This window comes from Deltaproteobacteria bacterium, from assembly GCA_009929795.1.
Taxonomy (GTDB): Bacteria; Desulfobacterota; Desulfovibrionia; order Desulfovibrionales; family Desulfomicrobiaceae; genus RZZR01.
The window spans coordinates 1-24,876 of the sequence record RZZR01000033.1; the positions used below are offsets into that span (position 1 = coordinate 1).

At 60.8% G+C, this 24,876-nt stretch carries 25 protein-coding genes and 1 tRNA gene; 19 read left to right on the top strand and 7 right to left on the bottom strand.

The window, feature by feature from the left end; genetic code table 11:
• On the bottom strand, positions 1–633 hold a 633-nt coding region (locus tag EOM25_05530), incomplete at its 3' end, for an MATE family efflux transporter (protein NCC24652.1).
• A 196-nt stretch (positions 634–829) separates the two neighbouring features.
• Here EOM25_05530 and EOM25_05535 point away from each other — a divergent pair.
• Both EOM25_05535 and EOM25_05540 read left to right on the top strand, forming a co-directional pair.
• Positions 830–1,723 carry an NAD(P)/FAD-dependent oxidoreductase gene (locus EOM25_05535; protein ID NCC24653.1) on the top strand — a complete coding sequence of 298 codons (894 nt, stop codon included), beginning with the start codon at positions 830–832 and terminating at the stop codon, positions 1,721–1,723.
• A 4-nt stretch (positions 1,724–1,727) separates the two neighbouring features.
• Complete coding sequence (locus EOM25_05540) at positions 1,728–2,447, top strand: phosphoribosylanthranilate isomerase (GenBank protein ID NCC24654.1); 720 nt, start codon at positions 1,728–1,730, stop codon at positions 2,445–2,447.
• Here EOM25_05540 and EOM25_05545 read toward each other — a convergent pair.
• Genes EOM25_05545 through EOM25_05565 form a run of 5 tightly spaced genes read right to left on the bottom strand, consistent with a single transcriptional unit; the run spans position 2,444 to position 7,261 of the window.
• Positions 2,444–3,307 carry a DUF3426 domain-containing protein gene (locus tag EOM25_05545; GenBank protein ID NCC24655.1) on the bottom strand — a complete coding sequence of 288 codons (864 nt, stop codon included), beginning with the start codon at positions 3,305–3,307 and terminating at the stop codon, positions 2,444–2,446. The genes EOM25_05540 and EOM25_05545 overlap by 4 nt on opposite strands.
• On the bottom strand, positions 3,304–3,861 hold the full coding sequence (hpt, locus tag EOM25_05550; GenBank protein ID NCC24656.1) for a hypoxanthine phosphoribosyltransferase: 558 nt from the start codon (positions 3,859–3,861) through the stop codon (positions 3,304–3,306). The genes EOM25_05545 and hpt overlap by 4 nt, the downstream gene beginning before the upstream one ends.
• A gap of 8 nt (positions 3,862–3,869) precedes the next feature.
• Positions 3,870–4,343, bottom strand: a complete 474-nt coding sequence (locus tag EOM25_05555; GenBank protein ID NCC24657.1) for an N-acetyltransferase — start codon at positions 4,341–4,343, stop codon at positions 3,870–3,872.
• 5 nt (positions 4,344–4,348) lie between these two features.
• Complete coding sequence (locus tag EOM25_05560) at positions 4,349–4,816, bottom strand: TlpA family protein disulfide reductase (GenBank protein NCC24658.1); 468 nt, start codon at positions 4,814–4,816, stop codon at positions 4,349–4,351.
• A 36-nt stretch (positions 4,817–4,852) separates the two neighbouring features.
• Complete coding sequence (locus EOM25_05565) at positions 4,853–7,261, bottom strand: methionine synthase (GenBank protein ID NCC24659.1); 2,409 nt, start codon at positions 7,259–7,261, stop codon at positions 4,853–4,855.
• 140 nt (positions 7,262–7,401) lie between these two features.
• Here EOM25_05565 and EOM25_05570 point away from each other — a divergent pair, with 140 nt between their 5' ends.
• Genes EOM25_05570 through EOM25_05615 form a run of 10 tightly spaced genes read left to right on the top strand, consistent with a single transcriptional unit; the run spans position 7,402 to position 18,320 of the window.
• Positions 7,402–8,388, top strand: a complete 987-nt coding sequence (locus tag EOM25_05570) for a sigma-70 family RNA polymerase sigma factor (GenBank protein NCC24660.1) — start codon at positions 7,402–7,404, stop codon at positions 8,386–8,388.
• Positions 8,381–9,142: an HD domain-containing protein gene (locus tag EOM25_05575; protein ID NCC24661.1), complete on the top strand. Its 762-nt coding sequence runs from the start codon at positions 8,381–8,383 to the stop codon at positions 9,140–9,142. Before EOM25_05570 ends, EOM25_05575 begins: the two co-directional genes overlap by 8 nt.
• Before the next feature lie 4 nt (positions 9,143–9,146).
• Complete coding sequence (locus EOM25_05580) at positions 9,147–10,868, top strand: tetratricopeptide repeat protein (protein ID NCC24662.1); 1,722 nt, start codon at positions 9,147–9,149, stop codon at positions 10,866–10,868.
• Positions 10,849–11,706, top strand: a complete 858-nt coding sequence (locus EOM25_05585; GenBank protein NCC24663.1) for a hypothetical protein — start codon at positions 10,849–10,851, stop codon at positions 11,704–11,706. The genes EOM25_05580 and EOM25_05585 overlap by 20 nt, the downstream gene beginning before the upstream one ends.
• A gap of 47 nt (positions 11,707–11,753) precedes the next feature.
• Complete coding sequence (locus EOM25_05590) at positions 11,754–12,074, top strand: hypothetical protein (GenBank protein NCC24664.1); 321 nt, start codon at positions 11,754–11,756, stop codon at positions 12,072–12,074.
• 50 nt (positions 12,075–12,124) lie between these two features.
• Positions 12,125–12,580, top strand: a complete 456-nt coding sequence (gene rpiB, locus EOM25_05595; GenBank protein ID NCC24665.1) for a ribose 5-phosphate isomerase B — start codon at positions 12,125–12,127, stop codon at positions 12,578–12,580.
• Positions 12,581–12,625: 45 nt separating this feature from the next.
• Positions 12,626–14,641: a transketolase gene (gene tkt / locus EOM25_05600; GenBank protein NCC24666.1), complete on the top strand. Its 2,016-nt coding sequence runs from the start codon at positions 12,626–12,628 to the stop codon at positions 14,639–14,641.
• Entirely contained in the window at positions 14,638–15,687 is a 1,050-nt protein-coding gene (gene tviC, locus EOM25_05605; protein ID NCC24667.1) for a Vi polysaccharide biosynthesis UDP-N-acetylglucosaminuronic acid C-4 epimerase TviC, read from the top strand. The genes tkt and tviC overlap by 4 nt, the downstream gene beginning before the upstream one ends.
• A gap of 49 nt (positions 15,688–15,736) precedes the next feature.
• Positions 15,737–16,720 carry a class II fructose-bisphosphatase gene (glpX, locus tag EOM25_05610; GenBank protein NCC24668.1) on the top strand — a complete coding sequence of 328 codons (984 nt, stop codon included), beginning with the start codon at positions 15,737–15,739 and terminating at the stop codon, positions 16,718–16,720.
• 43 nt (positions 16,721–16,763) lie between these two features.
• Positions 16,764–18,320, top strand: coding sequence for an ABC transporter ATP-binding protein (locus tag EOM25_05615; protein NCC24669.1), 1,557 nt, complete (start codon positions 16,764–16,766; stop codon positions 18,318–18,320).
• On the opposite strand, the gene EOM25_05620 is transcribed toward EOM25_05615, so the two are convergent.
• Positions 18,317–18,664: a cytoplasmic protein gene (locus EOM25_05620; protein ID NCC24670.1), complete on the bottom strand. Its 348-nt coding sequence runs from the start codon at positions 18,662–18,664 to the stop codon at positions 18,317–18,319. The genes EOM25_05615 and EOM25_05620 overlap by 4 nt on opposite strands.
• 151 nt (positions 18,665–18,815) lie before the next feature.
• On the opposite strand from EOM25_05620, the gene EOM25_05625 reads away from it, so the two are divergent.
• The 7 genes from EOM25_05625 to EOM25_05655 form a co-directional block, all read left to right on the top strand.
• A complete protein-coding gene (locus tag EOM25_05625; GenBank protein ID NCC24671.1) occupies positions 18,816–19,211 on the top strand; it encodes a RidA family protein in 396 nt (131 codons plus the stop codon).
• Between the two features lie 64 nt (positions 19,212–19,275).
• The gene (gene hisD, locus EOM25_05630; GenBank protein NCC24672.1) at positions 19,276–20,589 is read left to right on the top strand and encodes a histidinol dehydrogenase; all 1,314 of its coding nucleotides are present in this window, start codon (positions 19,276–19,278) and stop codon (positions 20,587–20,589) included.
• Position 20,590: 1 nt separating this feature from the next.
• Positions 20,591–21,496 carry a phosphoribosylaminoimidazolesuccinocarboxamide synthase gene (locus EOM25_05635; GenBank protein ID NCC24673.1) on the top strand — a complete coding sequence of 302 codons (906 nt, stop codon included), beginning with the start codon at positions 20,591–20,593 and terminating at the stop codon, positions 21,494–21,496.
• Positions 21,497–21,518: 22 nt separating this feature from the next.
• Positions 21,519–22,283, top strand: a complete 765-nt coding sequence (locus EOM25_05640) for an enoyl-ACP reductase (GenBank protein ID NCC24674.1) — start codon at positions 21,519–21,521, stop codon at positions 22,281–22,283.
• 256 nt (positions 22,284–22,539) lie between these two features.
• Positions 22,540–22,630, top strand: a tRNA-Ser gene (locus tag EOM25_05645).
• A 378-nt stretch (positions 22,631–23,008) separates the two neighbouring features.
• The gene (locus EOM25_05650) at positions 23,009–23,257 is read left to right on the top strand and encodes a DUF4282 domain-containing protein (protein ID NCC24675.1); all 249 of its coding nucleotides are present in this window, start codon (positions 23,009–23,011) and stop codon (positions 23,255–23,257) included.
• Between the two features lie 450 nt (positions 23,258–23,707).
• Positions 23,708–24,876 (top strand): hypothetical protein (locus tag EOM25_05655; GenBank protein NCC24676.1); only part of this gene is annotated, 1,169 nt, incomplete at its 3' end.

Consider the following 24,876-nt stretch of genomic DNA (forward strand, 5'->3'; position numbering starts at 1 on the left):
CCGTTTGACCCACCTCCATGGCGCGAAGCTGTATCTGGCCAGCAGGCGCAGCCAGATCAGAACCACGAGATTGAAGATCGTCCCGCAATTGATGGACAGAAATGTGGCCCAGGCCAGACCCTTGTACCCGTAGGCAGGAAAACCCCAATATCCGAGGCCGAAGGCCAGGTCGCCGAAGGTGTTGGCAGCCGTGACCAGCATGATGGCGTACAGCGGATACATGACCCGCTGCTGGGCCCGAAAGATGGCGTTGCTGATGATGAAAAGATAATACGAGGGCAGCAGGTAGACGTAGATTTCAAAGATATCCGCGGCAATGGGAGCGATATCCTCCGGCATCCTCATGATGCCCGGCAAGGCCGATTTCACGGCCAAACCGATGACCAGAAGCATGATGCCCATGGCCAGCCCGGATTGAAGGCCCAGACCGACGTAGCGTTGGATGCGGCGAAACAGGCCGGCGCCCATTGATTGGCTGATAGCCGCCACGCTGCCGTTGGCAAAGGCTATGGCCACCACCAGGAAAAAGAACATGGCCTGGGTGGTCAGCCCGATGCAGGCCTGGACGTCCCGGCCCAGGCGACCGGCCGCCCAGACATCAACGAAGCCGATCAGGAAATGGAAAAAAGTCATCAGGACCTGGGGCCAGGCCAGCCTGACGATGGTCCTGTAGGGCGACCGCCGGATATCGTTTGCCAGAAGTTCCTTCAAGGCTCTATGCTCCGCCTGTCCGTTCGGATCTTGCCGACCGGACGTCCGTGGTTATCAGTCAATTCGTGCGGATCGCGCTCCTTCCGGGCGCCCAACCAATGTCATCGAGGAGGACACAATGCCTGACAAAACCCAGGTTCTGATCGTCGGCCAGGGCCCGGCTGGCCTTTCCGCAGCCATCTACACCGGACGGGCCGGCTACGACACCCTCATCCTCGGCTGCCCGCCCAAGGTGGCCGGAGACTACGAGATAGACAACTATTTCGGATTCTCGGAAACCATTTCAGGCCGCGAACTGATCGACCGAGGCATTGCCCAGGCCCGGCGGTTCGGGGTCGATATCCGTTGCGACCGGGTCCTCGGCATTCACCACGGCCAGAACAGCGGCTTCCATGTCCGGACCGAAAAGGGCGAGGTCGAGGCCGATGCCGTCATCCTGGCCACGGGCGTATCTCGAATCCGGCCCGGAATCTCCAATCTCGGAGACTATGAGGGCAAGGGCGTGTCCTATTGCGTCAGCTGCGACGGGTTCTTCTTCAAAGGCGCCCGGGTCGTGGTCGCCGGCGAGGGAGTGTTCGCCGCCAACCAGGCCCTGGAACTCCTCCAGTACACCCCCCATGTGACCGTCTGCACCCAGGGCAAGGCCCCGACCATGACCCAGGAGTTCAGGGACCGTCTCGACAAAATGGGTATCCCCGTTCTGGAAGACAAGATCGTCACCCTTGAAGGCCAGGGAACACTCCAGTCCATGGTTCTGGAATCTGGGCAAAGACTTGAAGCCGAGGGACTGTTCATCGCCATGGGCGAGGCCTCGTCCAACGACTTCGCCTACACCCTGGGCCTGGAGCGCCGGGGAGTATTCATAGATGCCGACTGCGACCAAAAGACAAATATCCCCGGTGTGTTCGCCGCCGGCGACTGCGTGGGCCGCTTCCTCCAGATCAGTGTGGCCGTGGGCGAAGGGGCCAAGGCCGCCCGAGCGGCCATCAATCACCTGAAAAAGGTCAACTGAACCCGTGATCGGCCGAAGTCCGAGACCCGTCATCCAGGTGGCCGGGATTCGTACTCCGGAAGAGGCCCGCATGGTGGCCGAGGCCGGGGCCACCCATGTGGGCTTTCCTTTATGCTTGGACGTCCATGCCGAGGATCTCCCTCTCAAAGATGTCCGGGCCATTGTTCAAGATCTTCCCTCATTCACGACTCCGGTCGTCATCACCTATCTGGATCGGGCCGTCGATATCCTGTCCCTGGTCCATGACACTGATGCCGACTGGGTTCAGCTCCACGGGCCCGTTCCTGTCCTGGAGCTGGAAAAACTGATCCCCAGCCGGACTGCTGGCACCTTGACCGTCATCAAGAGTCTGATCATCGGCCCACGGACTGCGAACATGGACCGGGAAATCGCCGCTCTGGCCCCCCTTGTGGACTGGTTCATCACCGACACCTACGACCCTGCCACCGGGGCCAGCGGAGCCACGGGCAAAACCCATGACTGGGATGTCAGCCGACGGATCGTCGAGATCTCCCCCAGACCTGTCATTCTGGCCGGGGGACTGAATCCGGACAATATACTTCTGGCCGTGGAGACGATCAGCCCTCAGGGGGTCGACGCCCACACCGGGCTCGAGGATGAAAGGGGATTCAAGGACAAGAAAAAGGTCCGGGCCTTCGTAGACAAGGCCAGACAGGCCCTGGCCCGATGCCGGACGTCAGGGATTTCGGGGTCCGGGCCCTAACTGGAGGGGGGTGGATCCTTGGCCTCGACCACCGTGACCTCGAACTCCTTGACCGTATCCGGAGGGTTGGGCACCACGACCATGAATGGGGTGTCACCCCCCGGGGCGACATTGGTATTGTTGGTCAGAATGCCAACCTTGGCGCTCAAGGCCGCCTCCAGTTCCTCGGCGTTATAGACCTGAAGCTGAAACAGCGACACCGTGTTCCCGCAATAGAACTCCCTGGTCACCACCCGGTTGCCCCCGGAATCCAGAAGATCGGCCCGGACCTTGATCAGTTCCTTGGTCGTTGGAAACCGGTTCACGGCCTTTCCCTCGATGACGAACAGGCGGCCGATTTTCTCGTTGTTAACAGTGTACTGCCGGACGTTCTCCAGGGAGATGTCCCTGACCTGAGCCGCGGCCATGGCTGGATCGACGGCCTGCTCCACCTGGCTAACCGTATCATCCCCGCCCATCCAGGACGGAAAATGCGGCTTGAGCAGCGGATAATACATCCACAACGCCAAAAAAACCGACAAGATGAGAACCAGGGCCAAGGTGGCCACAAGAACCCGGCTGCCTCCCTTGACGGGTGGCGCATCAAAGTCGATGCGAAAATCGGTCTTTTCGTCTCCTGCCGAGGCCCCGGCAGACTCACCCTTCTTTGATGCACCGACCTCCTGACTATCTTCCCACTGGTTGTCGGGTTCGGCGCCACCCTCGTCGAAGACGGGCATCTCCGACAATTCCGGCTCCTCTTCAGGGGGATGCCGAAACAAATGGCTGCACTTTGAGCATCGCATGGTGATGCTCCCGGATTTGATATTCGACTCGTCGAAGCGGTACTTGGTCCGGCAATTGGGACATTGGACGATCATGACGTTTCCCCCTGACCTGGAGTGAGCTCGTAAATGCCGGGCTTATGCCGATATTTCTCGGCATAATCAAGCCCATACCCGACGATGAAGCCCTCGCGAAGCTTGAAACCAGAGAAATCCACCCGAACCTCGGCCTCCCGGCGCTCGTATTTGTCCACCAGGGCCGCGATGCGGACGCTATTGGGCCCCCTGGCATTCAGGACCTTGACCAAAAAGGCCATGGAGTGACCCGTATCGACGATATCTTCGATCACGAGGACGTCTCGCCCGACCACCGACGTCTCCATGTCCTTGGAAAACAATATCCGGTCCTGTCTGGCGGTTCGATCAGCGTAGCTCGACAGACGAACAAAGTCGATGGTCACGTCCAGATCCAGTTCCCGGACCAGGTCGGCGAAAAAGATGAAGGCCCCCTTGAGAACACAGACCGCCACCAGAGGCCTGCCCCGGTAGAATTCGTTGATCTCCCTGCCCAGTTCACGGATCCTGGACTGAATGGTCTCGGGCGAAAAGACCACTTCGAGCCTGTCTTTGTCATAATCTTGATTCTTCACGGGTAGGCTCACATGACCATCAGCATGGCTGTTTCGTCACAATCGGGGAATTTCGGACAATTCAGGCACTCGGCCCAGACCTTCTGGGGCAGCTCGTTCTTGTCCGTGATCTCGAATCCCAGGCCGGCGAAGAAATCGACCTGATAGGTCAAGGTGAAAACCTTGAACACGCCCAGAGTCAATGCCTCGCTCAGACACGCCTCCACCAGCCGGCGGCCCCAGCCCTGACGCCGCAACCGGTCGGCAACGATAAGGGAGCGAACTTCGGCCAAACCCTCCCAGGTGATGGACAGAGCGCAACATCCACCTATCTCGCCACCTTCCACGCCGACGATGACGAAAAAATCCCGCAGATGGCTGTATAACTGGCTGAAGGAACGCGGCAGAAGTTCGCCCTTGGCCGAGGCCTCCATGAGCAGGGCGTGAATCTGCCGGATGTCGCCCATCCGGGCCTTGCGCAGAATAAAGGGACGGGTCCGCATGGACGTCATTGGGCCAGAAGGGTTTTGACCATGTCTTTGAGCTGTTCGGACCGCATGAGTCCCTTCTGGGTCCAAACCCGCTGGCCTTCGCGGTTGTAGAAGAAAATGGTCGGCACAGCCTGGACGGCGAAGGCCCGCTGCAGGGTCGGCGGGGCCCAGAACAACCTGTAGTTGATGGGATTTTTCTTCAGGAAAGAATCGACCACCCCGGGATTGTTGTCCAAGGAGATGCCGATGACTTCAAGGTCGGCCTCGGAGTGCTCCTGACGAAGTCGAATCAGTTCCGGAATCTCGATCCGGCAAGGCTGGCACCAGGTAGCCCAGAAGTTGACCAGGACCACCTTGCCCTTGGATTCGGCCAAAACCTTGTCCAGGGTATCGGGCTGCATGGCCGTGAAGGAAGAGGCCCAGGCTTGGGAACAGGCCAGCAGAATAACAAGAGCAGCGGCCAAGGCCACCCGAACGGAATTCATGTCATGTACCCCTGAACGTGAAAGGTTTCGAAACAATCAGGACTCACTCAAACGTTTGGCCACCCGAACGGCCTCTACCGCGTCCCGGGCGTAGCCGTCAGCGCCGATCCGCCTGGCGTAGGCTTCAGTGACCACCGCTCCTCCGATCATGACCCGACATTTCAGACCCCGTTCGCGGATCAAGGCCACGGTTTCCTCCATGCGGACCATTGTCGAGGTCATCAGCGCCGAAAGGCCGATGATCGCGGCCCCCTCACGCTCGGCAGTATCGACGATCACCCGGGCCGAGACGTCCTTGCCCAAATCCAGTATCCGGAATCCATGGTTGCGGAGCATGAGACAGACGATGTTCTTGCCGATGTCGTGGATGTCGCCCTCCACGGTGGCCATGACCACGACTCGGCCCCGGGGCCGTCCGTCCCGCTCCAGCAAAGGCCGTAAACGCTCAAATCCCGCCTGCATGGCCTCGGCCGAAAGAAGCAGTTGGGGCAGAAAATACTCCCGCCTCTCGTACATCCCACCCACGGCAGTGATAGCCGGAATAAGCTCATCGTTGACGATGGCCAAAGGACTATCTCCGGTTTCGATCCGCTCGGAAATCGCAGCCGTCAGAGAATCCTTCTCTCCCCGGACGACCATGGCCTGCAAGGGAGTGAACCCTTCCATGGATGCCCCTTCCCGCTTGGACACGATCCGAGCCCCGCCTCCGGTCGGCCGCCAATCGGCGTACCCGCCAATGAAGGTTGTCGCCTGAGGGTCGCGGTTCAGAAGAACTTCCACGGCCGCAGCCGTCTCCATGAGCCGGGAGGAATTGGGGTTGGCGATGCACGCGGCCAGCCCGGCCTCCATGGCCAGAGCCAAGAAGGCCGAGTTGACCAGTTCACGAGCTGGAAGGCCGAAGGAGATATTTGACAGGCCCAGAACCGTGGGCAGACCCCATCGCTTTCGGCAGTGACGGATGACCTCCAGACAGGCCAGGGCCGCCTCGGCCTTGGACGACACGGTCAGGGCCAATGCGTCGACCATGATCAGCCGCCTGGGAATGCCCAGGGCCTCGGCTTCGGCCAGGAGTTCCTCGACGATTGTCAGCCGTTCTGCAGCCGTCACCGGCAGTTTCCCGCCACGAAGGGGCAGGAGGATAAAAGGCGCTCCCATATCCCGGCACAGGGGGCCCAGTCGCTCCATGCGGCCTTTTTCCCCGCTTATGGAGTTGACCAGGGCCGATCCGGGATAGGCTGACAGACCCAAGGCGACGGCCTCGGCATCGCTCGAATCCAGGCACAGCGGAGTTCGAACCCTCGAGACCAGGGCCTTGACCAGCCTGGGCAGGCAATCCTTTTCGTCAACCATCGGAGCTCCGACGTTCACATCGAGGATGTGGGCCCCTGTCTCCTCCTGCTCCCTGGCCAGGTCCAGAGCCGCCCGCAACTTTCCCTCTTGGAGTTCGGCTGTCAGGGCCTTTTTGCCCGTGGGGTTGATCCGCTCCCCGATGATCCGCATGGGTCGGCCGATCCGGCAGGCCACGGAGGTGAACCGGGAGGTCAAAACGATGCCTGGGGCCAGATCCGTCCGAGGGCGTCGCCAAGTCGAACCGGCCAAAACCTTCGCCAGGGCCCGGATGTGTTCGGGGGTCGTTCCGCAGCACCCTCCGAGGGCCTTGGCCCCGGCCTCTACAAAAGGAAGCATCCGCTTGGCAAAGGAATTCGGCCCCATGCGAAAGACGGTTTCCCCGTTCTCCAAAACGGGAAGTCCCGCATTGGGCTGGGCCAGGATGGGAATTTCGGTTCTTCCGACCATGGCCCGAACCACAGCCAGCATATCCTCCGGACCGGAACTGCAATTGACGGCCACAAGGTCGACACCCATGTTGGCCACAGTATCGGCGAAGGTCTCGGGCGGCGTTCCGGTCAGGCTGGCTCCCTGTTCAAAGGTCATGGACACCCCGACAGGAAGATCGCAGGCACGTCGGGCGGCCACAAGCACGGCCCGGGCCTCGGCCAGATCGTACTGGGTCTCGGCCAGGATCAGGTCGACCCCGCCTGCGGCCAGACCGCGAATTTGCTCCTCAAAGGCCGCGACGGCCTCATCGAAAAGCATCGAGCCCAGGGGTTCGATCATCCTTCCGGTCGGACCGACGCTGCCGGCCACCAGGGCCCTGTCTTTGGCGGCAACCCGGGCCGCTCTGGCCATTTCGCGGTTCAATCCGGCCACGTCCGTGCCCTCGGGCAGTTTGAACCCGCTCCCGCCGAAGGTATTGGTGGTCACGACCATGGCCCCAGCACGGACGTATTCCTCGTGCACAGCGACCACGGCCTCGGGAGCGCGGGCCCCGAAAAGCTCGGGCGACTCCCCCGGCCTCATGCCCCGGCCCTGGAGCATGGTCCCAAGACCTCCGTCGAAAACGATGAGCTCGTTGGATGTCAGAAGCGATCGAATATCCTGCAATTCTTGCGACCTCCCTAAACTTTCGGGCCTTGCGGCGGAGAGAAACGCTTACTGAAAAAGATTGAAAAGAACAAATAAAAACTCTAGGGTCAAAAAGTGAGTCCGTCCTGAAACGGCCTTCCCGCACCTCCCAACACACGATGTCCGATCAAAAGAACACACCGACCCAAGCACCTCTGCCCCTGCCCGGAAAACCGCCCGGCAAGGGGCTCCCCGCCCCGCCCGGCCTCTTGGCCCTGCCCGGTCCCGATCCTTCGGCCCACAGGCCGGCGCCTCTGGACCCTCTCCAGCAATATTTGCGGGAGATCAGGCGCTTCCCCCCTCTGGACCCCGAAGAGGAATTGCGCCTAGCCAGGCAATTCAGGGACCAGGACGATCGGGAAGCGGCCTTTCGCCTCGTGTCCTCCCACCTCAGGCTGGTCGTCAAAATCGCCATGGACTTTCAGCGCCGATGGATGAAGAATGTTTTGGACCTCATCCAGGAAGGCAACGTCGGACTGCTCCGGGCCGTACAGAAGTTCGATCCGGACCGGGGGATCAAGTTCTCATACTACGCATCCTTCTGGATCAAGGCTTACATCATCAAGTTCATCATGGATAACTGGCGGATGGTCAAACTCGGGACCACTCAGGCCCAGCGCAAGCTGTTCTTCAACCTCGGCAAGGAAAAGCATCGCCTCGAGTCCCAGGGATTTGCCCCCGACGCCGCATCCATCTCCGAGAGCCTGTACGTCTCAGAGGACGACGTCATCCAGATGGGCCAACGCATGGCCAACAACGATATGTCCCTGGACTCGGCCTTGAGCGACGACACCTCCTTGACGCCCCTGGACGTCATTCCGGCCCTGACCCCGGCGGTGGAGGACACCCTCGCCGCAGAACAGATGTCAACCCTGCTGCTCGACGGGGTGGAATCATTCCGGCCTAAATTGAACGAGAAGGAACTGGACATCCTCGACCAGCGCCTCCTGGCCGAAGAACCGGTCACCCTCCGGGAAATCGGAGAGAAATACGGCATAACCAGGGAGCGGGTCAGACAGATCGAGGCCCGGCTCCTGGAAAAACTCAAGCACCATCTTTCATCCAAAATCGACGACTTCTCAGACGAATGGATCAGCGATGAATGAACTCCTCGACCGACTGAAAAAAGAGGCCAGGGTTTTAAGCAAGGCCCAGACCACGGCCCTCACCGCTCAGTTCGCCCCGGAGATCAGGTACTCCCGGGAACTGTTCTCAAACCATCCTTTGGTCCTCCGCTGCCGGGAGGACGTCTGCCCCTTCCTGAATGACAAGTACGGGCACGGCGTTCGCCACGCCAGAAAAGTGGCCATCGACGCCGGGGCCCTGATTATGGTCGAAACCCAGGGTTGGGATCTAAAGATCGCCAGACGTCTGGCCCTCCTGGCCCAACTGGCCGCCCTCTGCCACGACATCTGCCGGTTCGAGCCCGACCATGCACTGCGCGGGGCCTCGTTGACCCGACGGATACTATCCGGCTACCCTCTGAACTTGGGCGAACTTGAGGCCATCGTCTTCGCCATCGAAAATCACGAGGCCTTCCAGCCCATGACCGAAACCCGTGACGAGACATGCTCGCTGCTCGCAGGGGCTCTCTACGACGCTGACAAGTTCCGCTGGGGTCCCGACAATTTCTCCACCACACTGTGGGAAATTTGCGACTACGAGGAGTGGTCCCTGGCCCAGATCCTCGAGCGGATGCCCAAGGGTCTCCGGTTCATCGAGTCCGTGGCCGAAACCTTCCGAACCCGAACCGGACGGATCTACGGGCCCGAATACATCGAAATCGGTCTGAACATCGGTCGCCGCCTGTACGCCAGGCTTCTCGAACTGAACCGCCAAACCGCCGGATCACCGGCCTGAGCGCATGAAACATCCCTTCCTTTCAATTGCATTCGTCGTTGGAACCACGTCGACCCTGACACTTCTGATCGTCTTTGTCCTGCTCGGCGGTCCCATGGGGTGTGCCGCCCGCCAAAGGACGCCGAGCCCTGCGACGGCAGTCGACTGGGACCTCTCTCCCAGGGCGGAGCAGACCTTCCAGTACCTCAAATTTCTCGACCGTCAGAAGGCCCGGGACTACATACAGGCCACCTCGGCTTTGGAAAGGGCCCTGGCCATCGCCCCATCGCCCGGGCTATACAAGGAACTGGCCAACCTCCATTGGAGAGCCAGAAATATCGACGCTGCCCGCGATATCCTCAAGAAAGCCATGGGCATCTATCCCCATGACAGGGATTTCTATCTACTGCTGGCCCAGTCCTACATCGTTGTCGGCCGCCTGGATGACGCCGTGACCACCCTGGAGGACTGCCTGCGGATCGCCCCCGGAGACGTTGCTGTCGTCCTTGAGCTGGCCGCGGTCCAGATCGAAATCCGCCGATTCGCCCAAGCCATGGATGCCCTGGAGTCCATCCCCTTCGAACAGCGCGACGCCCAGGCCAACTTTCTCCTCGGCAAGGCCGCCTCGGCCCTCGGGCTCAAAAAGCAGGCCGTGGCCTATCTGGAGCTGGCCGTTCAGGAAGATCCGGAATTTCTTCAGGCCTGGGTCGAGATGGCCTATCTCTTCGAAACCCAGAAGGACTATGTCCGTGCCGAGACCATCTACGACCAGATTCTGGCCCAGGGTCAGGGCGGCCGTGACATCCTGATCCGGCTCATCGCCCTCAACCTGCGCCTGAACAATCCGGACAAGGCCCTTGAACTGGTCGACATTGACGACGACGGTCAGTTCAGACTCCAGGCGGCCCACGAATTCATGCAGCAAGAATTCTTCGAGCAGGCCGGCGACATCCTGGCCGAACTGGCCGCCCGAGACGAGCCCCCGGCGGACATCGCCCTCTACCTGGCCCTTTGGGCCTGGGAGGGATACGGGGACGCCGACCGGGCCATCGAATACCTGGAACGCCTCCCTGCCGACAGTCCCAGGGCCCGACAGGCCGATTCCTTCCGCATCCAGCTCCTCTTTGGCAACAATCGACGGGAAGAAGCCCTCGGTCTGTCCTGGAAATCGATGGAAACCTATCCTGATGACTCACATTTCGTTCTCCAATCCTCCACCATTCTCGAGCGGATGGGACGTCTGGACGAAGCCTTGGCCGTCCTGGCCTCGGGCGAGAAACAATGGCCCGAGGACACGGACATCCTCTTTGCCCTCGGCAGTATGCAGGACAGGGCCGGCAACAAGGTTCTGGCCCTCGAATACATGGAGCGTATCATCCGTCTGGATTCCAACCATGCCGACGCTCTGAACTATCTCGGCTACACTCTGGCCGATGCCGGGCAAGATCTCGACCGGGCATTGATCCTCATCCAGGGGGCCGTCAAGATCGAGCCCACCAACGGCTACTACATAGATTCCCTGGCCTGGGTCTACTACCGCATGGGCAATCTTGACCAGGCCTGGATCGAGATTCAGAGGGCCGTGGAACAGGTCGAGGACGACCCGGTCATCTGGGAACACTACGCCGAAATCGCCGAGCGAATCGGTGACAGGCCCAAGGCTCTCCAGGCCACCGAGCGCGTCTGGGAACTGAAGGCCGAAAGCGATCCGGAAAAGGAACCTCAAGTTGATCCGACCCAACCGTAACTCATGGGAACTCGGTCCAGCCGAATTCTGCGTCCACGGTCTTTGGCTGTTTCCGCTTCTCGTCCTGCTCTGCGCCTCCTGTGCTCCCAAACGGCTGGCCCTCGACCCAGGGCCCAAGACGGCCTGGGACGGATTTTCCCGGTCCCGACAGGCCGTGTCGCCTCTGGAATCCGGAGACTTCTCGATCCGGGCGAGCATGAACACGGCCTCCAAGGATCGGAAGGACCGTCTGGTCATCAAGGCTTGGGGCCGGATGCGGGGTCCGGTCAGGACCGACATTGAGGCCGGTATCGGCAAGACCCTGGTCATGTGGCTCGACGAACCCGGGCGATGGACGGCTTTCTACCCGACCGACAACAGGGCGTACTACCATGCCGACGCCAGGGTCGGCATGAACCTTCTGGGGTTCGCCTCGCCCTTCGATGTCCGGGAACTCTTGGCCGTGTCCCTGGGCCGGGTCGACGCCCTGATTCCGGATACACCCGGCGACGTGGCCAATTGCGGAGCCGGATGCTGGCGATTTTTCTTCCCCGAGAACGCTCGTCTGGCCAGCCTGGACCTTGATGTCCAGGGGATTCCCCTGACCATGATCGGCCGCGACGGGTGGCGGGTCGATTTCATCCGTTCGGACGGCAAGGACATCCCCGATCGATTGGATCTGCTCATCGACCCCCAGACAAGAGCCGTCATCCGGGTCAAGGAATTCGAAATCCGATCCGATCCCTGGCCGGACAGGGCCTTGGAACTCGATCTACCCGAGGATGCCCGGGTCCTTCGACTTCTCGACGAAGGCGAGCAAGTCCTGGAAGGAAGGGACCGGAGCCGACCGGAAGACTGAACACGGACCCGATCCTCGGGCCGGACAGACAATGTCAGGAGGTGATCATGGATGCGAACGAAAAGGACCGCCAGACATCAGGCATCAGCGACAAACTCCGGGTCGTGGGTGGAGAACTGCGCTGGATGGTGATCAAAATGGCCCGCGAAGCCGAGATCAAAAGGCTGAAAACCCGTCTCGACCGGGAGTTTTCCAGTCTGGGCCGGACAATGGCCGAGCGCTGCGGGCCGGACGCCGAATCCCTGACGGTGGCCTCCGACCTTCGTCTCCTACTCAAGCAGGTCTCCTTCCTCAAAGATGAAATCGCCCACCTCGAACGGGAACTGGACAAGGCCTCGGCCCAAAGGCGCGAGGTCCGAAACGAGTGAATGATCAAACCCCACTCGACGACTCGAACCGATCGACACAGGAGTTCGATATGACCACCAAAAACCTAGTCTTCGCCTCGGACCACGCCGGGGCCCCGCTCAAGGAAAAACTCAAGGAACACGTCCAGGGACGAGGCTTCGTTTTTTTGGATGTGGGCGTCCATGGTTGCGAAAGCTGCGACTACCCGATATACGCCAAGGCCCTGGCCCGCGAGGTCCTTGCCGGAAAAGGTCTAGGCGTACTAATCTGCGGCACCGGTCTGGGCATGTCCATGACTGCCAACCGTTTTCCAGGCATCCGGGCGGCCCTGTGTCTGAACGAATACATGGCCCGGATGGCCAGACAGCACAACGACTCCAACGTCCTCTGCCTCGGCGACCGGGTCGTCGGCGTCGACTTGGCCGTATCCATCCTCGACGTCTTTCTGGGCACGCCCTTTGAGGGTGGCCGTCACGCCCGCCGGGTGGCCCTCATCGAACCCGACCAGACAGTTCCGACCCTCTGATCGCTGAAGTCCCGTTTCCAACCCCCAACCCCCACGAGTACCACCATGACCTTCGATGCCAACTTCGACCCCCGCCAAGATCTGGAGGCCGTCAACATCGTCAAGGGCCTCGTCATGGACGGCCCCAGACAGGCCAATTCAGGCCATCCCGGAGGGGCCATGTCCTCGGCCGATTTCGCCTACATCCTTTTTAAGGACTACCTGATCTTCGATCCCGACGACGACCGTTGGTGGAACCGGGACCGCTTCGTCCTCTCGGCCGGGCACGAGTCCATGCTCCTGTACTCCCTACTAACTCTGGCCGGGTTCATGACCATGGAGGATCTCAAGGCCTTCCGCCAGTTCGGCAGCCGGACCCCGGGCCACCCCGAGGTCGAGTGCCCGGGCGTCGAGGCCACCACCGGCCCTCTGGGGCAGGGCTTGGCCATGGCCGGGGGCATGGCCGTGGCCGAACGGTTTCTGCGCCATCGCTTCGGGTCCGAAACCACCGACCACTTCACCTATGTCCTGGCCTCGGACGGCGACATGCAGGAACCCGTGGCCCTAGGCGCTGCGTCCCTTTTCGGCCACTGGGGGCTGGGCCGCCTAATCGTCTTCTACGACAGCAACGCTGTGCAGCTGGCCGGACCTACCTGTCGGGCTGACCGTACGGACTACCGCCAAGTCTTCGAGGGCTTCGGCTGGCAGGTCCTGGATATCGACGGTCACGATCACCACCAGATTCGGGCCGCTCTGGATTCGGCCCGGGCCGAAACCTCACGGCCGACCCTGATCATCGGCCGCACGGTCATCGCCAAGGGCAGCGCCACCATGGAAGGAAGCGAAAAAACCCACGGCAGCCCCATGTCCGAGGAGGAAATCCGGGCCACCAAGAAACGTCTCGGTCTGCCCGAAGACAAGACCTTCCACATTCCCGAAGAGATCTTCTTGACCTTCAGAGCCAGGTTTCCGGAACTGCGCCGCAGGGCGGCATCCTGGAAGGACAACCTTGCAGACCGTTTGCATTCGGATCAAACATTTGCCGATCTGTGGTCCAAGGCTACCAGCCCGAGGTCCAAGCTTGACATCAAGCTCCCCGCCTTCCCTGACGGAGATAAGATCGCCACCCGCAAGGCCTTCGGTCGATGCCTGAACGAAATCATGGGCCAGATCCCGACCCTCATGGGCGGTTCGGCCGACCTAGATCCCTCGAACCAAACCGAAACCTTTCGGAACACGGCCGGGATCTTCTGCAGCGACGAGCCCCTGGGCCGCAATCTGAGCTTCGGTGTCCGGGAATTCCCCATGGGGGCCATCCTCAATGGCTTGGCCCTTCACGGAGGCATCGTGCCTTTCGGTGCGACATTCCTAGTCTTCTCCGACTACGAGCGCAATGCCATCCGTATGTCGGCCCTCCAGAAACTCCCGGTCCTCCATGTCTTCACCCACGACTCCTTCTGGGTCGGCGAGGATGGGCCGACCCACCAGCCCGTGGAGCATGTCTCGTCCCTGAGACTCATTCCCGACCTTCTGGTCTTCCGGCCGGCCGAAGCCACCGAATCTGCCGCGTGCATGGACCTGGCGCTGCATCAGGACCACCGCCCTTCGGTCCTTGTCTTCACCCGCCAGGGACTTCCGGTACTCGACCCGGCCGAGCATCCCGGTCTCGAGGCCGGAATCCGGCGTGGAGCCTATGTATTGAGGGAGCCCGAAAACGGTCCGGCCCGTATGATCGTCATCGCCGCCGGTTCTGAGGTTCACCTCGCCCTGGGCGCTGCCGAGGCCCTGCCGGAATTCGGCATCCGGGTGGTCAGCGCCCCGTGTCTGGAGATCTTCGACGAACAGGAACAATCCTACCGCGACTCCGTCCTCCCACCTGATATACGTCTGCGCTGCGCGGTGGAGGCTGGACGCTCCGATCTGTGGTGGAAATACGTCGGTCTCGATGGGTTCGTTCACGGCCTCGATCACTTTGGAGCTTCGGCTCCGGGTGCGGTCCTGGCCGAACGCTTCGGGTTCACCGTCCCAGCCCTGGTCGAACGCATCGAATCCTTCTTCGGCCCACGGCTCGGGCTCAGATGACAGCCAAGCCTCTGGAACGGACCGAACAAACCCTCAGAGATCATCCCAAAACCTGGCTGATCACCGGGGTAGCCGGGTTCATCGGTTCGAACCTTCTGGAACGCCTCCTCGAACTTGGCCAGCGGGTCGTCGGCCTGGACAACTTCTCGACGGGAAAGCCCTCGAATCTGGACGAGGTCCGCGAGTCGGTCGGTCACGAGGCCTGGCAGAGGTTCACCTTCATCGAAGGCGACATTCGAAGCCTGAAGGACTGTGCCCTTGCCTGCCGAGGGGTGGACATGGTCCTCCACCAGGCCGCTCTGGGCTCCGTGCCCCGTTCAGTGGCCGATCCCATCCTGACCAACGACAACAACGTCACCGGATCCCTGAACATGCTCGTGGCCGCCAGGGACGGCGGCGCATCCCGTTTCGTCTATGCCGCCTCAAGCTCGACCTACGGCGATCACCCGGAACTGCCCAAACGCGAGGACCGCATCGGCGATCCGCTCTCGCCCTACGCGGTCACCAAACTGGTCAACGAACTCTACGCCCGAGTCTTCGCCTCTAGCTACGGCCTTTCCGTCATCGGACTCCGCTACTTCAATGTCTTCGGTCGCCGCCAGGACCCCAACGGGGCTTACGCGGCCGTGATCCCGGCTTGGTTTTCGGGACTGCTTCTCGGCCGGGAGGTCTTCATCAACGGCGACGGCCTGACCAGTCGTGATTTCTGCTATATTGACAACTGCGTCCAAGCCAATATTCTGGCTGCCACGGTTTCGACTCCCGAGGCCGTGAATCAGGTCTACAACGTGGCCTTCGGAGCCCGGACGACCCTGAACGAACTCTTTCACATGGTCCGGAATCTCGTCTCTGCCAGTCGACCCGAGGCCGCCTCGGCCGAACCGGTCTACCGGGACTTCAGGCCCGGCGATGTCCGCCACTCCCTGGCAGACATCTGCAAGGCCCGAACCCTACTCGGCTATGAACCGACCTACTCGGTGGCCGAAGGTCTGACCCTTTCGGCCCCGTGGTACCTGAACCGATTCGACGACCGATCCCGGTCCTGACACATCTCCAACCCACGACCGGCTCATCCGCCGGGATGGAGGAAACGACATGGAAACTCCTCAAAAAAATCTGGCCATGGACCTGCTCAGGGTCACCGAGGCCGCGGCCCTGTCCTCGGCCCGCTGGCTCGGCAAAGGCAACAAGGACGCCGGCGATAAGGCCGCCGTGGATGCCATGCGTGTGACCTTCAACTCCGTGGACGTCGATGGAACCATCATCATCGGCGAAGGCGAGAAGGACCATGCCCCCATGCTCTACAACGGGGAAAAGGTCGGCAACGGCAACGGCCCCAAGGTCGACGTGGCCGTCGATCCCGTTGAGGGCACCAATCTTCTGGCCTTCGGTCGGCCCAACGCCATAGCCGTCATCGGCGTGGCCCCAGGGAGCATGATGTACGACCCGGGTCCCAGCCATTACATGAAGAAGCTCGTTGTTCCGGCCGAGGCCAAGGATGTCGTAGATCTCGACGCCCCGGTGGAATTGAACCTCAAGAAAACAGCCAAGGCTCTGGGCAAAGATGTCGACGACCTGGTGGTCTTCGTTCTTGACAAGCCCAGACACGCCGAACTCATCCGAAAAATCCGCATGGTCGGGGCCCGTATCCAACTCCACGGTGACGGCGATGTTGCCGGGGCCCTCATGGCCGTGGACCCGGCAACCAACGTGGACATCATGATGGGCACTGGAGGAACCCCCGAAGGCGTTCTTTCGGCCTGCGCCATCCGAGCCATGGGTGGCCAGATCCTGGCCAAGCTGGACCCCCAGAGCGACCGGGAAAAACAGGCCCTTCTCGACAAGGGCTACGCCTTGGGAGAAATCCTGACCGTGGAAACCCTGGTCAAAAGCGAGAACGTCTTTTTCGCCGCCACGGGAATCTCCGGCGGAACTTTCCTCGGCGGAGTCCGCTACACAGGAACCGGTGCCGTCACCTACTCCCTGGTCATGCGGGGCAAGACCGGGACGGTCAGGCGCATTGAGTCGCACCACAAACTGACCAGGCTCATGCGCTTCAGCTCGGTCAAGTACGACTAACCCCCTGAGCCTTGACAAAATCCGGCCTGGACAGTTTCAAGCCATGACCCGAGATCCGCAGGCCACGTCCCCGGTCCTGGAACTGATCGGCATCACCAAGCGCTTTGGGCCGGTGGCCGCCAACCAGGACATAGACCTCGCCCTCTACCCCGGCGAGATCCACGCCCTGCTCGGCGAGAACGGAGCCGGAAAAAGTACCCTTATGTCCATTCTCTCCGGACGGCTCAAGGCCGATTCCGGAGAGATCCGTATCCGAGGGCAGAGAACCATCCTCAACTCCCCGGCCGACGCCCTTGCCCGGGGTATCGGCATGGTCCACCAGCGGTTCATGCTCGTGGAGCGTCTGACCGTGGTCGAAAACGTCATCCTCGGACGCAGGGACCAGGGCCCCCTGCTCTCCCTGGACCGGGCCGCTCGCGAACTAACTGATCTGAGCCGAGCCCACGGCCTGAACATCGACCCCCGCAAACGGGTTCGGGATCTGTCCATGGGCGAACGCCAGCGGGTCGAGATCTTGAAGCTCCTCCTTCGCGACACCGGCGTGCTCATCTTCGACGAACCGACCTCAATCCTCACTCCACCCGAGGTGGCCTCCTTCTTCGAGGTTTTGTGGAATCTGGCAGCTCAGGGCCGGTCGATCATCTTCATCTCCCACAAACTAGAAGAAGTCATGGCCCTTGCCGACCGAATCAGCATTATGCGGCGCGGCCGAATGGTCGCCCGGGACCTTCTGCCGGATGAAATGGGGGGCAAGGCCGAGCTGGCCCGGCTCATGGTCGGCCGGGAAATCGTCCTCCAGGTCGACAAGGAACCCGTTTCACCTGGCCCTCCGGTGCTGGAAATCCGTGGCCTAGCATCCCGGACCGCCCTCGGCGAAGTTCTCTTCGAAAACATCGACCTGGAGGTTCGCCAAGGAGAAATCTTGGCCCTGACAGGGGTGGCCGGCAACGGCCAAGAATCTCTGACGGCCGCCCTGGCCGGTCTGGCCCTCTTTTCCCAGGGGGAGATTGTCTACCAGGGCCGGAGCTGGAGCCACAAGACCTGGGCGGCCTCCGACCTCACTTCCACGGCCTATATTCCGGCAGACAGGGACCGGACAGGCAGCCTGCCGACCATGACTCTGACGGCCAACTTCCTACTGACCAGGCTGAACGAGTACCAGGTTGGGCCCTTCATGTCCTCGAACCGGGCGGCCGCGGCCGTGGATAAGGCCATCGCCGACCACGACATCAAGACCCCGAGCGGCTCAAGATCAATTGCCCGCCAGCTGTCCGGTGGCAACCTCCAGAAATTTCTCTTGGCCCGCGAACTCGGCAAGGCCCCCCGACTCGTCATCGCCGAACAGCCGACCCAGGGGCTGGACATCGGGGCCACCGAGGATGTCTGGCGGGCCCTTCTGGGCCAAAGAAAGACGGCTGGCATTCTTTTGGTCTCCGGAGACCTGAAGGAGGTCCTCTCTCTGGCCGACCGTGTCGCCGTCATGTTCCGGGGCAGGATCTTGAAGACCTTTTCCGTTTCCGACGCCGACATGGTAGCTAGAATCGGACTGCTCATGGCCGGGGTCACCGACGAGGCCCCGGAACTGCTCCCGAGCGTCTAGAAGGTGATGATCCGATAGCCACGTTCCTGAAAGGAGCGCATGGACGGATGGCCCTTCATGTCCCCGATGAGTTCGAGCCCCTGCTCACTGACCCCGTCTTGGACGCCGAGCTTGGCCGAACAGGCCCGGCAGGCTCCGGCGAACAGCCCCAGGCTTCTGGCCTGGTTGAACAGACCGTGGAACTGGTGTTCCGTCTTTCCGAGTTCGGGCACCAGCCTGACCGCTGCCCCTTCCACGACGATGGTCACCTCGATTCCGGACTCGTGCATGTCCAAGGCGTTGAGAAGGACATGGACGATGCACAGCGAATCCCCGTTGAATACGAACAGAGCGTACTTGCTCATGAAAAAACCCCCAGCTAAAAAGGTTGTCCTCGCCCGTGATTTCGTGTCTACTGCCCATCGGGCAACGGGCGGCGGCCGTTTTCCAAACTGATCACGAATTCAGCCGCGGATCAACCCCATGGCCCATGAGCACCAAAACACGGAGCGCACCATGATCGGTATTCCTTCCTTCGTGAAAATCGAAACTCCAGAGGCCCCTGGGGCTGTCGGGCCCTACTCCCAGGCCATCCAGACCGGGGGCATGATCTACGTCTCAGGGCAACTGCCCTTGGACCCGGCCACCATGGAATTTGCCGCGGACGACGTTCCCGGGCAAACTGCCCAATGTCTGAAAAATGCCGCAGCCATTCTGCAAAAAGCCGGATCAGGTCTGGATCGGGTAGTCAAGGTCTCGGTCTGGATGACCGATCTCGGACAGTTCACGGTTATGAACACGGTTTACGCCGACTTCTTTTCCGAACCCTTTCCGGCCCGGGTCTGCTGCCAGGTGGCGGCTCTTCCCCGAGGAGCCCAGGTGGAAATCGAAATGATCGCCCTGGCCGACTGAGGGATCTTCGGACCCTTCAAACCGGCAGTTGAAAACTCAACTCGAAATCTGCAGGAACTTCCATATGCCTTGCCGACGACTCGTCCATCCCGGCCCCGATACCGGGCCGAATCTGATTTCCTGGCTTTCAAGCCGCCACGCTCCCGACCCTGAAACCGAATCCAGGGTCCGGGCCATCATCAGTCAAGTGGCCGAGCAAGGCGACGACGCTCTCGTGGAATTCACACAGCGATTCGACGCCCCGGACTTCCGGATCAACCAGCTCATGGTGCCCAGACAGGCCTTGGCTGAGGCCTGTCGCCGAGTCCCGGAGCGGGACCTCGTGATCATCTCCGAGGCGGCTGAAAACATCAGGGCCTTTCACCAGCGCCAAGTCCGCGATTCGTGGATGACCACCGGAGCGGACGGCACGATCCTCGGCCAGCTCGTCAGACCGGTTGATCGGGCCGGTCTTTACGTTCCCGGAGGACAGGGAGGGGCCACCCCACTTGTGTCCAGCCTGCTGATGAACGCCATTCCGGCCCAGGTGGCCGGAGTCGGGCGGATATTCGTCTGTTCCCCTCCCACCCGGGACGGTTCGGTCAACGACCATATCCTGGCCACGGCTCACCTTCTGGGTCTCGAATCCGTCTTCGCCGTCGGCAGCGCCTGGGCCGTGGCCGCCCTGGCCTACGGCACCGGAACCATACCGGCCGTGGACGTCATCGCCGGCCCCGGCAACATCTGGGTCACCACGGCCAAACGGTTTCTGGTCGGCCGGGTCGGCATCGACATGATCGCCGGGCCGAGCGAGATCGCCATTTTGGCGGACGCCGCGGCCGATCCGTCCTTCCTGGCCGCCGACATGCTCTCCCAGGCCGAACACGACCCCCTGGCCTCGAGCCTGCTGATCAGTCCCGACCAGGGCCTTCTGGACGCTGCGTCCAAGGAACTGGCCCGACAACTGGGCCTGCTGCCTCGTGCAGACATCGCCAAATCTTCGCTGAAATCCTGGGGCGGCTTGATCAAGGTCCCCGACCTGGAATCCGGTCTGGAACTGGTCAACACCATCGCCCCGGAGCATTTCGAACTCGTCGTCGACGACCCCTGGCCCCTGCTCGGCAAGATTCGTAACGCCGGAGCCGTCTTTCTGGGGCACTTCAGCCCGGAACCGGTGGGCGACTATTTCGCCGGGCCCAACCATGTTTTGCCCACCCTTCGCAACGCCAGGTTCTCCTCGGCCCTTTCAGTCCAGACCTTCTGCAAAGAGACCAGTCTCATCGCCACCGGCCCAGGGTACATCCGAAATCACGGGGATAAAATCGCCCGACTAGCCCGGCTCGAAGGCCTGGAGGCCCACGCCAGAAGCGTTGAAATCCGTTTCCAAAAAGGAGAATGACATGCAGACCGTGCAGCAGACCGACATCCGCGACCTGCCGCTTCTGTCCCGGGGAAAAGTCAGGGACATCTATGAAATCGACCCCACGACCCTGCTGATCGTGACCACGGATCGCATCAGCGCCTTCGACGTGATCATGCCCCAACCCATCCCCTTCAAGGGGGTCATCCTGAATCGGATCACCTTGTTCTGGATGGATATGTTCAAGGAGATGATTCCCAATCACCTTCTTGCCGTGGAAACCAGGGACTTTCCAGCCGTGCTCAAACCCCACGCCGATCTCCTCGAAGGCCGAGCCGTGGTTGTCCGCAAGGCCTCACCCCTGCCCATCGAGTGCATCGTCCGGGGCTACATCACCGGTTCAGGCTGGAAGGACTATCGGCGAACCGGCAAGATCTGCGGCCACAAGCTGCCTGCGGAGCTTCGCGAATCCCAGATCCTGCCCGAACCCATCTTCACCCCATCCACCAAGGCCGGGCTCGGCGATCATGACGAAAACATCACCCTGGCCCAGGCCAGGACCAAGGTCGGCGAGGGTCTGGTCCAGAAGGTCCAGGAAATCAGCCTGGCCATGTACTCAAAGGCCAGGGAATACGCCGCCTCTCGGGACATCATCATTGCCGACACAAAGTTCGAGTTCGGTCTGGACGGAAGAAACCTGATCCTCATCGACGAGGTTCTTACTCCGGATTCCTCCCGCTTCTGGCCGGGAAGCCTATACGAGGTCGGCCGAAGCCAGCCAAGCTTCGACAAGCAATTTCTGCGGGACTGGCTGATCGACTCCGGCTGGGACAAGAAGTCCTCCCCTCCCGATCTTCCCCCCGAGGTCATCGCTGGCACCCGGGGCAAATACATGGATGCCTATCGGCTTCTGACCGGTTCAGACATCGATCTTCCCGGCCTTTGAGACAAACCGACAGGAGAACATTATGCTGCTGAAAGACAAAAAAGCCCTGATTTTCGGAGTCGCCAACGACAAGAGTATCGCCTACGCCCTGGCCAAATCATTCAAGGAGCAGGGCGCGTCCCTGGCCATGAACTACCCGGGCGAGTCCATTCTAAAACGGATGGAACCCCTGTCCAAGGAGTTGGGGAGCGACTTCATCTTTCCATGCGACGTGACCAAGGACAGCGAGATCGACGCCGCCGTGGACCTGGTCCGGGAACGCTGGGGCCGTGTCGACATCCTGGTCCATTCCGTGGCCTTCGCCAACCGGGAAGATCTCAAGGGCCGGACCATCGACACATCGAGGGACGGCTTCCATCTGGCCCTGGACGTCTCGGCCTACTCCCTTCTGGTTCTCTGCCGGGCCTTCGAGCCCCTGCTCACGGACAGGGCCTCCATCATGACCCTGACCTACAACGGCTCCCAGCGGGCACTTCCCGGCTACAACATCATGGGCGTGGCCAAGGCCACCCTGGAGGCCATCGTCCGATATCTGGCCTGCGACCTCGGTCCACGAGGCATCCGGGTCAACGCCATCAGCGCCGGTCCCATCAAGACACTGGCCGCCACGGGCATCTCGGGGTTCCGGAACATCCTCTCCCATGTCGAAGAGATCGCCCCCCTGCACCGGAACGTTACCCAGGAAGACGTAGCCGGCACCGGCCTCTACCTGGCCTCAGACCTGTCCACGGCCGTGACCGGAAGCGTCCTATTCGTGGACTCCGGCCACAACATCATGACCGCCTGAACAAATGAGAGTTAAAATGGACTCCCTGCTGACCCTGCTTGGCCTGGTGGCCGTCTGGCTAATCCTGGTCCGAGTCGTTTTCCCGCGCATCGGCATCCGGGGCTGAGGCCCGGGACCATCCAGCTGCAGTTTGCCGCGGAAGCCCAACAACAAAGCCCGGAAAGTCCGAAACGAACAGCCCGACGACAGGAAACGATGATTTTTCGCTTGCCAACACATTGGCTTTCGTCTATTTGAATTGGCTTTCCGTTTTTGTGGAGAGGTGGCCGAGCCCGGTTTAAGGCGCACGCCTGGAAAGTGTGTGAACCCAAAAGGTTCCGGAGGTTCAAATCCTCTCCTCTCCGCCAAGCGATCAACACTCTCGACGAGTGATAATCAATTTTTTCCGGTTTCCCCATCTGTTCCATAAAAGCCAAGACGGCCTGAAACAGATGGGAAAAAAGGCCACCAAAGGGGGGTGTGGAGCAATCCACACCCCCCTTTTGCTTTTCAAAATCCATACTCGGCACACGGACGTATTTTTTCCCGTGAAATCTACCTTTGGGGCGAGATCATTCGCGTTGATGAAAATATGTCCGGAACGCCTTGCCAGACAAAATTTATCGGGGTATGGGGCGGATCATAGCCTTGGTTCGAGGGGATTGATTCAATGACTGTACGGGCGGATTTCAAATCAGCCCAATGTGATCTGCGTTCCTATCAACAACCAACAAAGGGAGTCCGGCATGAGAGACCTTCTGTTTTTCGACAAGATGTTGACGCCTAAAATCATAACAATTGTCTACTGGCTGATTCTGCTGGGGGTCGCATTAGGAGCATTGACCACGATATTCGGAGGCGGGTTCACCATTGGAAAATTCTTCATGGGTTTGATTGGCGCAGCCTTTGGAGCGCTATTTGCCCGAATATGGTGCGAATTGATGATCGTGCTCTTCAAGATGAACGAGGCCCTGCAGGAAATACGTAACAAGTAAAACAAACACCGGCCTGGATCCTAGGCCATGGCGATTGCAACCATCAGGCCGGGAACACCATTGCCGACTCGTCCACCGGGTCCAAGAGACCCTGATTTGTCACCTCTTCAACCATACATGGCCCCGGAACAGATGGCCGACGCCAGGAAGCATCCTGGCGTCGGCCACAATGTCGAACTGCTAAGATGCATTCGCAGAACTTGAACGCCCCTCCGATTCCGAAAGACTCAACAGAACCCCGGAGCGAGTCCAAATGGCCACACGCCCGTGCTGGCCTTCATGATGAATGAAAAGCATTGAACATCCATTCATGGTCGCGGGCAATCCTGCTTGACAAGCATCCTGGGTTGACCAAATACACGACTCGCGGGGAGAGGCCTTCCTGGCCGGACCTTCCCGTCGGACTTCAACCCGTGCCGCCGGTTTGTTCCGGCCAAGGAGACTCCGGACATGGCAGGACAGGACAACAATTCGCTCTCGTGGTTCGCCGACGGGAGAAATCTGCTCATCGTAATCCTGGCCCTGGTGGCCACCTTCCAGGCCTTTTGGATCTTCCACCAAAGGCCGGAAAGGTCAATACCGGACATTGAAAAGCCCAACGCCATGATCCATGCCGGACCGGAACGATCACCGACCCAGGAGGTCGCCGTGGTCGGGGTGACTGTGGAACCGGAACTTCGACGTTACATCCTTCTGGCCTTTGACAAACCGGTTGGCGAGGATCATGTCGGCCAAATTCCGAATCGAATTCCGGCTGAATTTTCTCCGGCCGTCCCCGGAACCTGGACCTGGATCAGCCCTTTTGCCCTACGCTTTGACGCAGTAAACCCCCTGCCCGTCGACACCGTGTTCCATCTCGGACTCGTCCCGGATCATTTTCTTCATCCGGGCCTCGTCATGGCCGGAGACACATCCTTCACCCTGCGAACCGGACGCTTCGAGATCTCCAGGGTCAAACTCGACGAGGAGCCCGCCCCCGAGGGCGGGGCCTTGGTTCTGGTCATCGGACGAATCGAGTTCACCTCTCCCGTGGACCCGGCGGATCTTGCGTCCCGTCTGAAACTGACGGACTCCAACGGAGAGGTCGATATCCCGGTAGCCGTGACCAGCACCTGGGCCGGCCAATGGATGAACTTCCGTTCAGGCCCTGTCCTCAAGGGCCCCGAACCCCGGCGACTGACCCTGACCGTGGCTCCGGACATGCCCTCGGTCCTGTCCGGAGCCGAACTGGGCCGAGTCTGGAGCCACCCGGTGGCCGTGGTCCTTGACTCCAGACTTCGGGTGACCAGGGCCTGGGCCGAAAGCGGACTGGACCACTCGAGCCTCAAACTCGAGCTCAGCACCCCGGTCACGACCGATGTCCTGGCCTCCTTCCTAACCATCGAGCCCAAGACTGCTTGGAAAGCCTCGGCACTGGGTCGGGAGATCTCCCTAAACGGGAACTTCCAACCTGGCAGGAGCTATGAACTGACCGTGGCCAAAGGCCTGGCCGCCGCGGACGGAGCCGTTCTTCCGGAACAATTCGTTCAGCGCATCGACTTCCCGGCCATCGAGCCCTCTGCCGATTTCATCCACCAGGGCATGTTTCTCTCGCGTCAGGGACTGCGCACCCTGGAACT

Excerpts from the sequence above, each read along its gene's own strand:
- EOM25_05635 (NCC24673.1), top strand. The coding sequence starts at position 20,591 with ATGCAGACCGTGCAGCAGACCGACATCCGCGACCTGCCGCTTCTGTCC.
- hisD (NCC24672.1), top strand. The coding sequence starts at position 19,276 with ATGCCTTGCCGACGACTCGTCCATCCCGGCCCCGATACCGGGCCGAAT.
- glpX (NCC24668.1), top strand. The coding sequence starts at position 15,737 with ATGGAAACTCCTCAAAAAAATCTGGCCATGGACCTGCTCAGGGTCACC.
- EOM25_05625 (NCC24671.1), top strand. The coding sequence starts at position 18,816 with ATGATCGGTATTCCTTCCTTCGTGAAAATCGAAACTCCAGAGGCCCCT.
- EOM25_05535 (NCC24653.1), top strand. The coding sequence starts at position 830 with ATGCCTGACAAAACCCAGGTTCTGATCGTCGGCCAGGGCCCGGCTGGC.
- EOM25_05615 (NCC24669.1), top strand. The coding sequence starts at position 16,764 with ATGACCCGAGATCCGCAGGCCACGTCCCCGGTCCTGGAACTGATCGGC.
- tviC (NCC24667.1), top strand. The coding sequence starts at position 14,638 with ATGACAGCCAAGCCTCTGGAACGGACCGAACAAACCCTCAGAGATCAT.
- rpiB (NCC24665.1), top strand. The coding sequence starts at position 12,125 with ATGACCACCAAAAACCTAGTCTTCGCCTCGGACCACGCCGGGGCCCCG.
- EOM25_05575 (NCC24661.1), top strand. The coding sequence starts at position 8,381 with ATGAATGAACTCCTCGACCGACTGAAAAAAGAGGCCAGGGTTTTAAGC.
- EOM25_05570 (NCC24660.1), top strand. The coding sequence starts at position 7,402 with ATGTCCGATCAAAAGAACACACCGACCCAAGCACCTCTGCCCCTGCCC.
- EOM25_05555 (NCC24657.1), bottom strand. The coding sequence starts at position 4,343 with ATGCGGACCCGTCCCTTTATTCTGCGCAAGGCCCGGATGGGCGACATC.
- EOM25_05580 (NCC24662.1), top strand. The coding sequence starts at position 9,147 with ATGAAACATCCCTTCCTTTCAATTGCATTCGTCGTTGGAACCACGTCG.
- EOM25_05545 (NCC24655.1), bottom strand. The coding sequence starts at position 3,307 with ATGATCGTCCAATGTCCCAATTGCCGGACCAAGTACCGCTTCGACGAG.
- EOM25_05650 (NCC24675.1), top strand. The coding sequence starts at position 23,009 with ATGAGAGACCTTCTGTTTTTCGACAAGATGTTGACGCCTAAAATCATA.
- EOM25_05590 (NCC24664.1), top strand. The coding sequence starts at position 11,754 with ATGGATGCGAACGAAAAGGACCGCCAGACATCAGGCATCAGCGACAAA.
- EOM25_05620 (NCC24670.1), bottom strand. The coding sequence starts at position 18,664 with ATGAGCAAGTACGCTCTGTTCGTATTCAACGGGGATTCGCTGTGCATC.
- EOM25_05640 (NCC24674.1), top strand. The coding sequence starts at position 21,519 with ATGCTGCTGAAAGACAAAAAAGCCCTGATTTTCGGAGTCGCCAACGAC.
- EOM25_05560 (NCC24658.1), bottom strand. The coding sequence starts at position 4,816 with ATGAATTCCGTTCGGGTGGCCTTGGCCGCTGCTCTTGTTATTCTGCTG.
- tkt (NCC24666.1), top strand. The coding sequence starts at position 12,626 with ATGACCTTCGATGCCAACTTCGACCCCCGCCAAGATCTGGAGGCCGTC.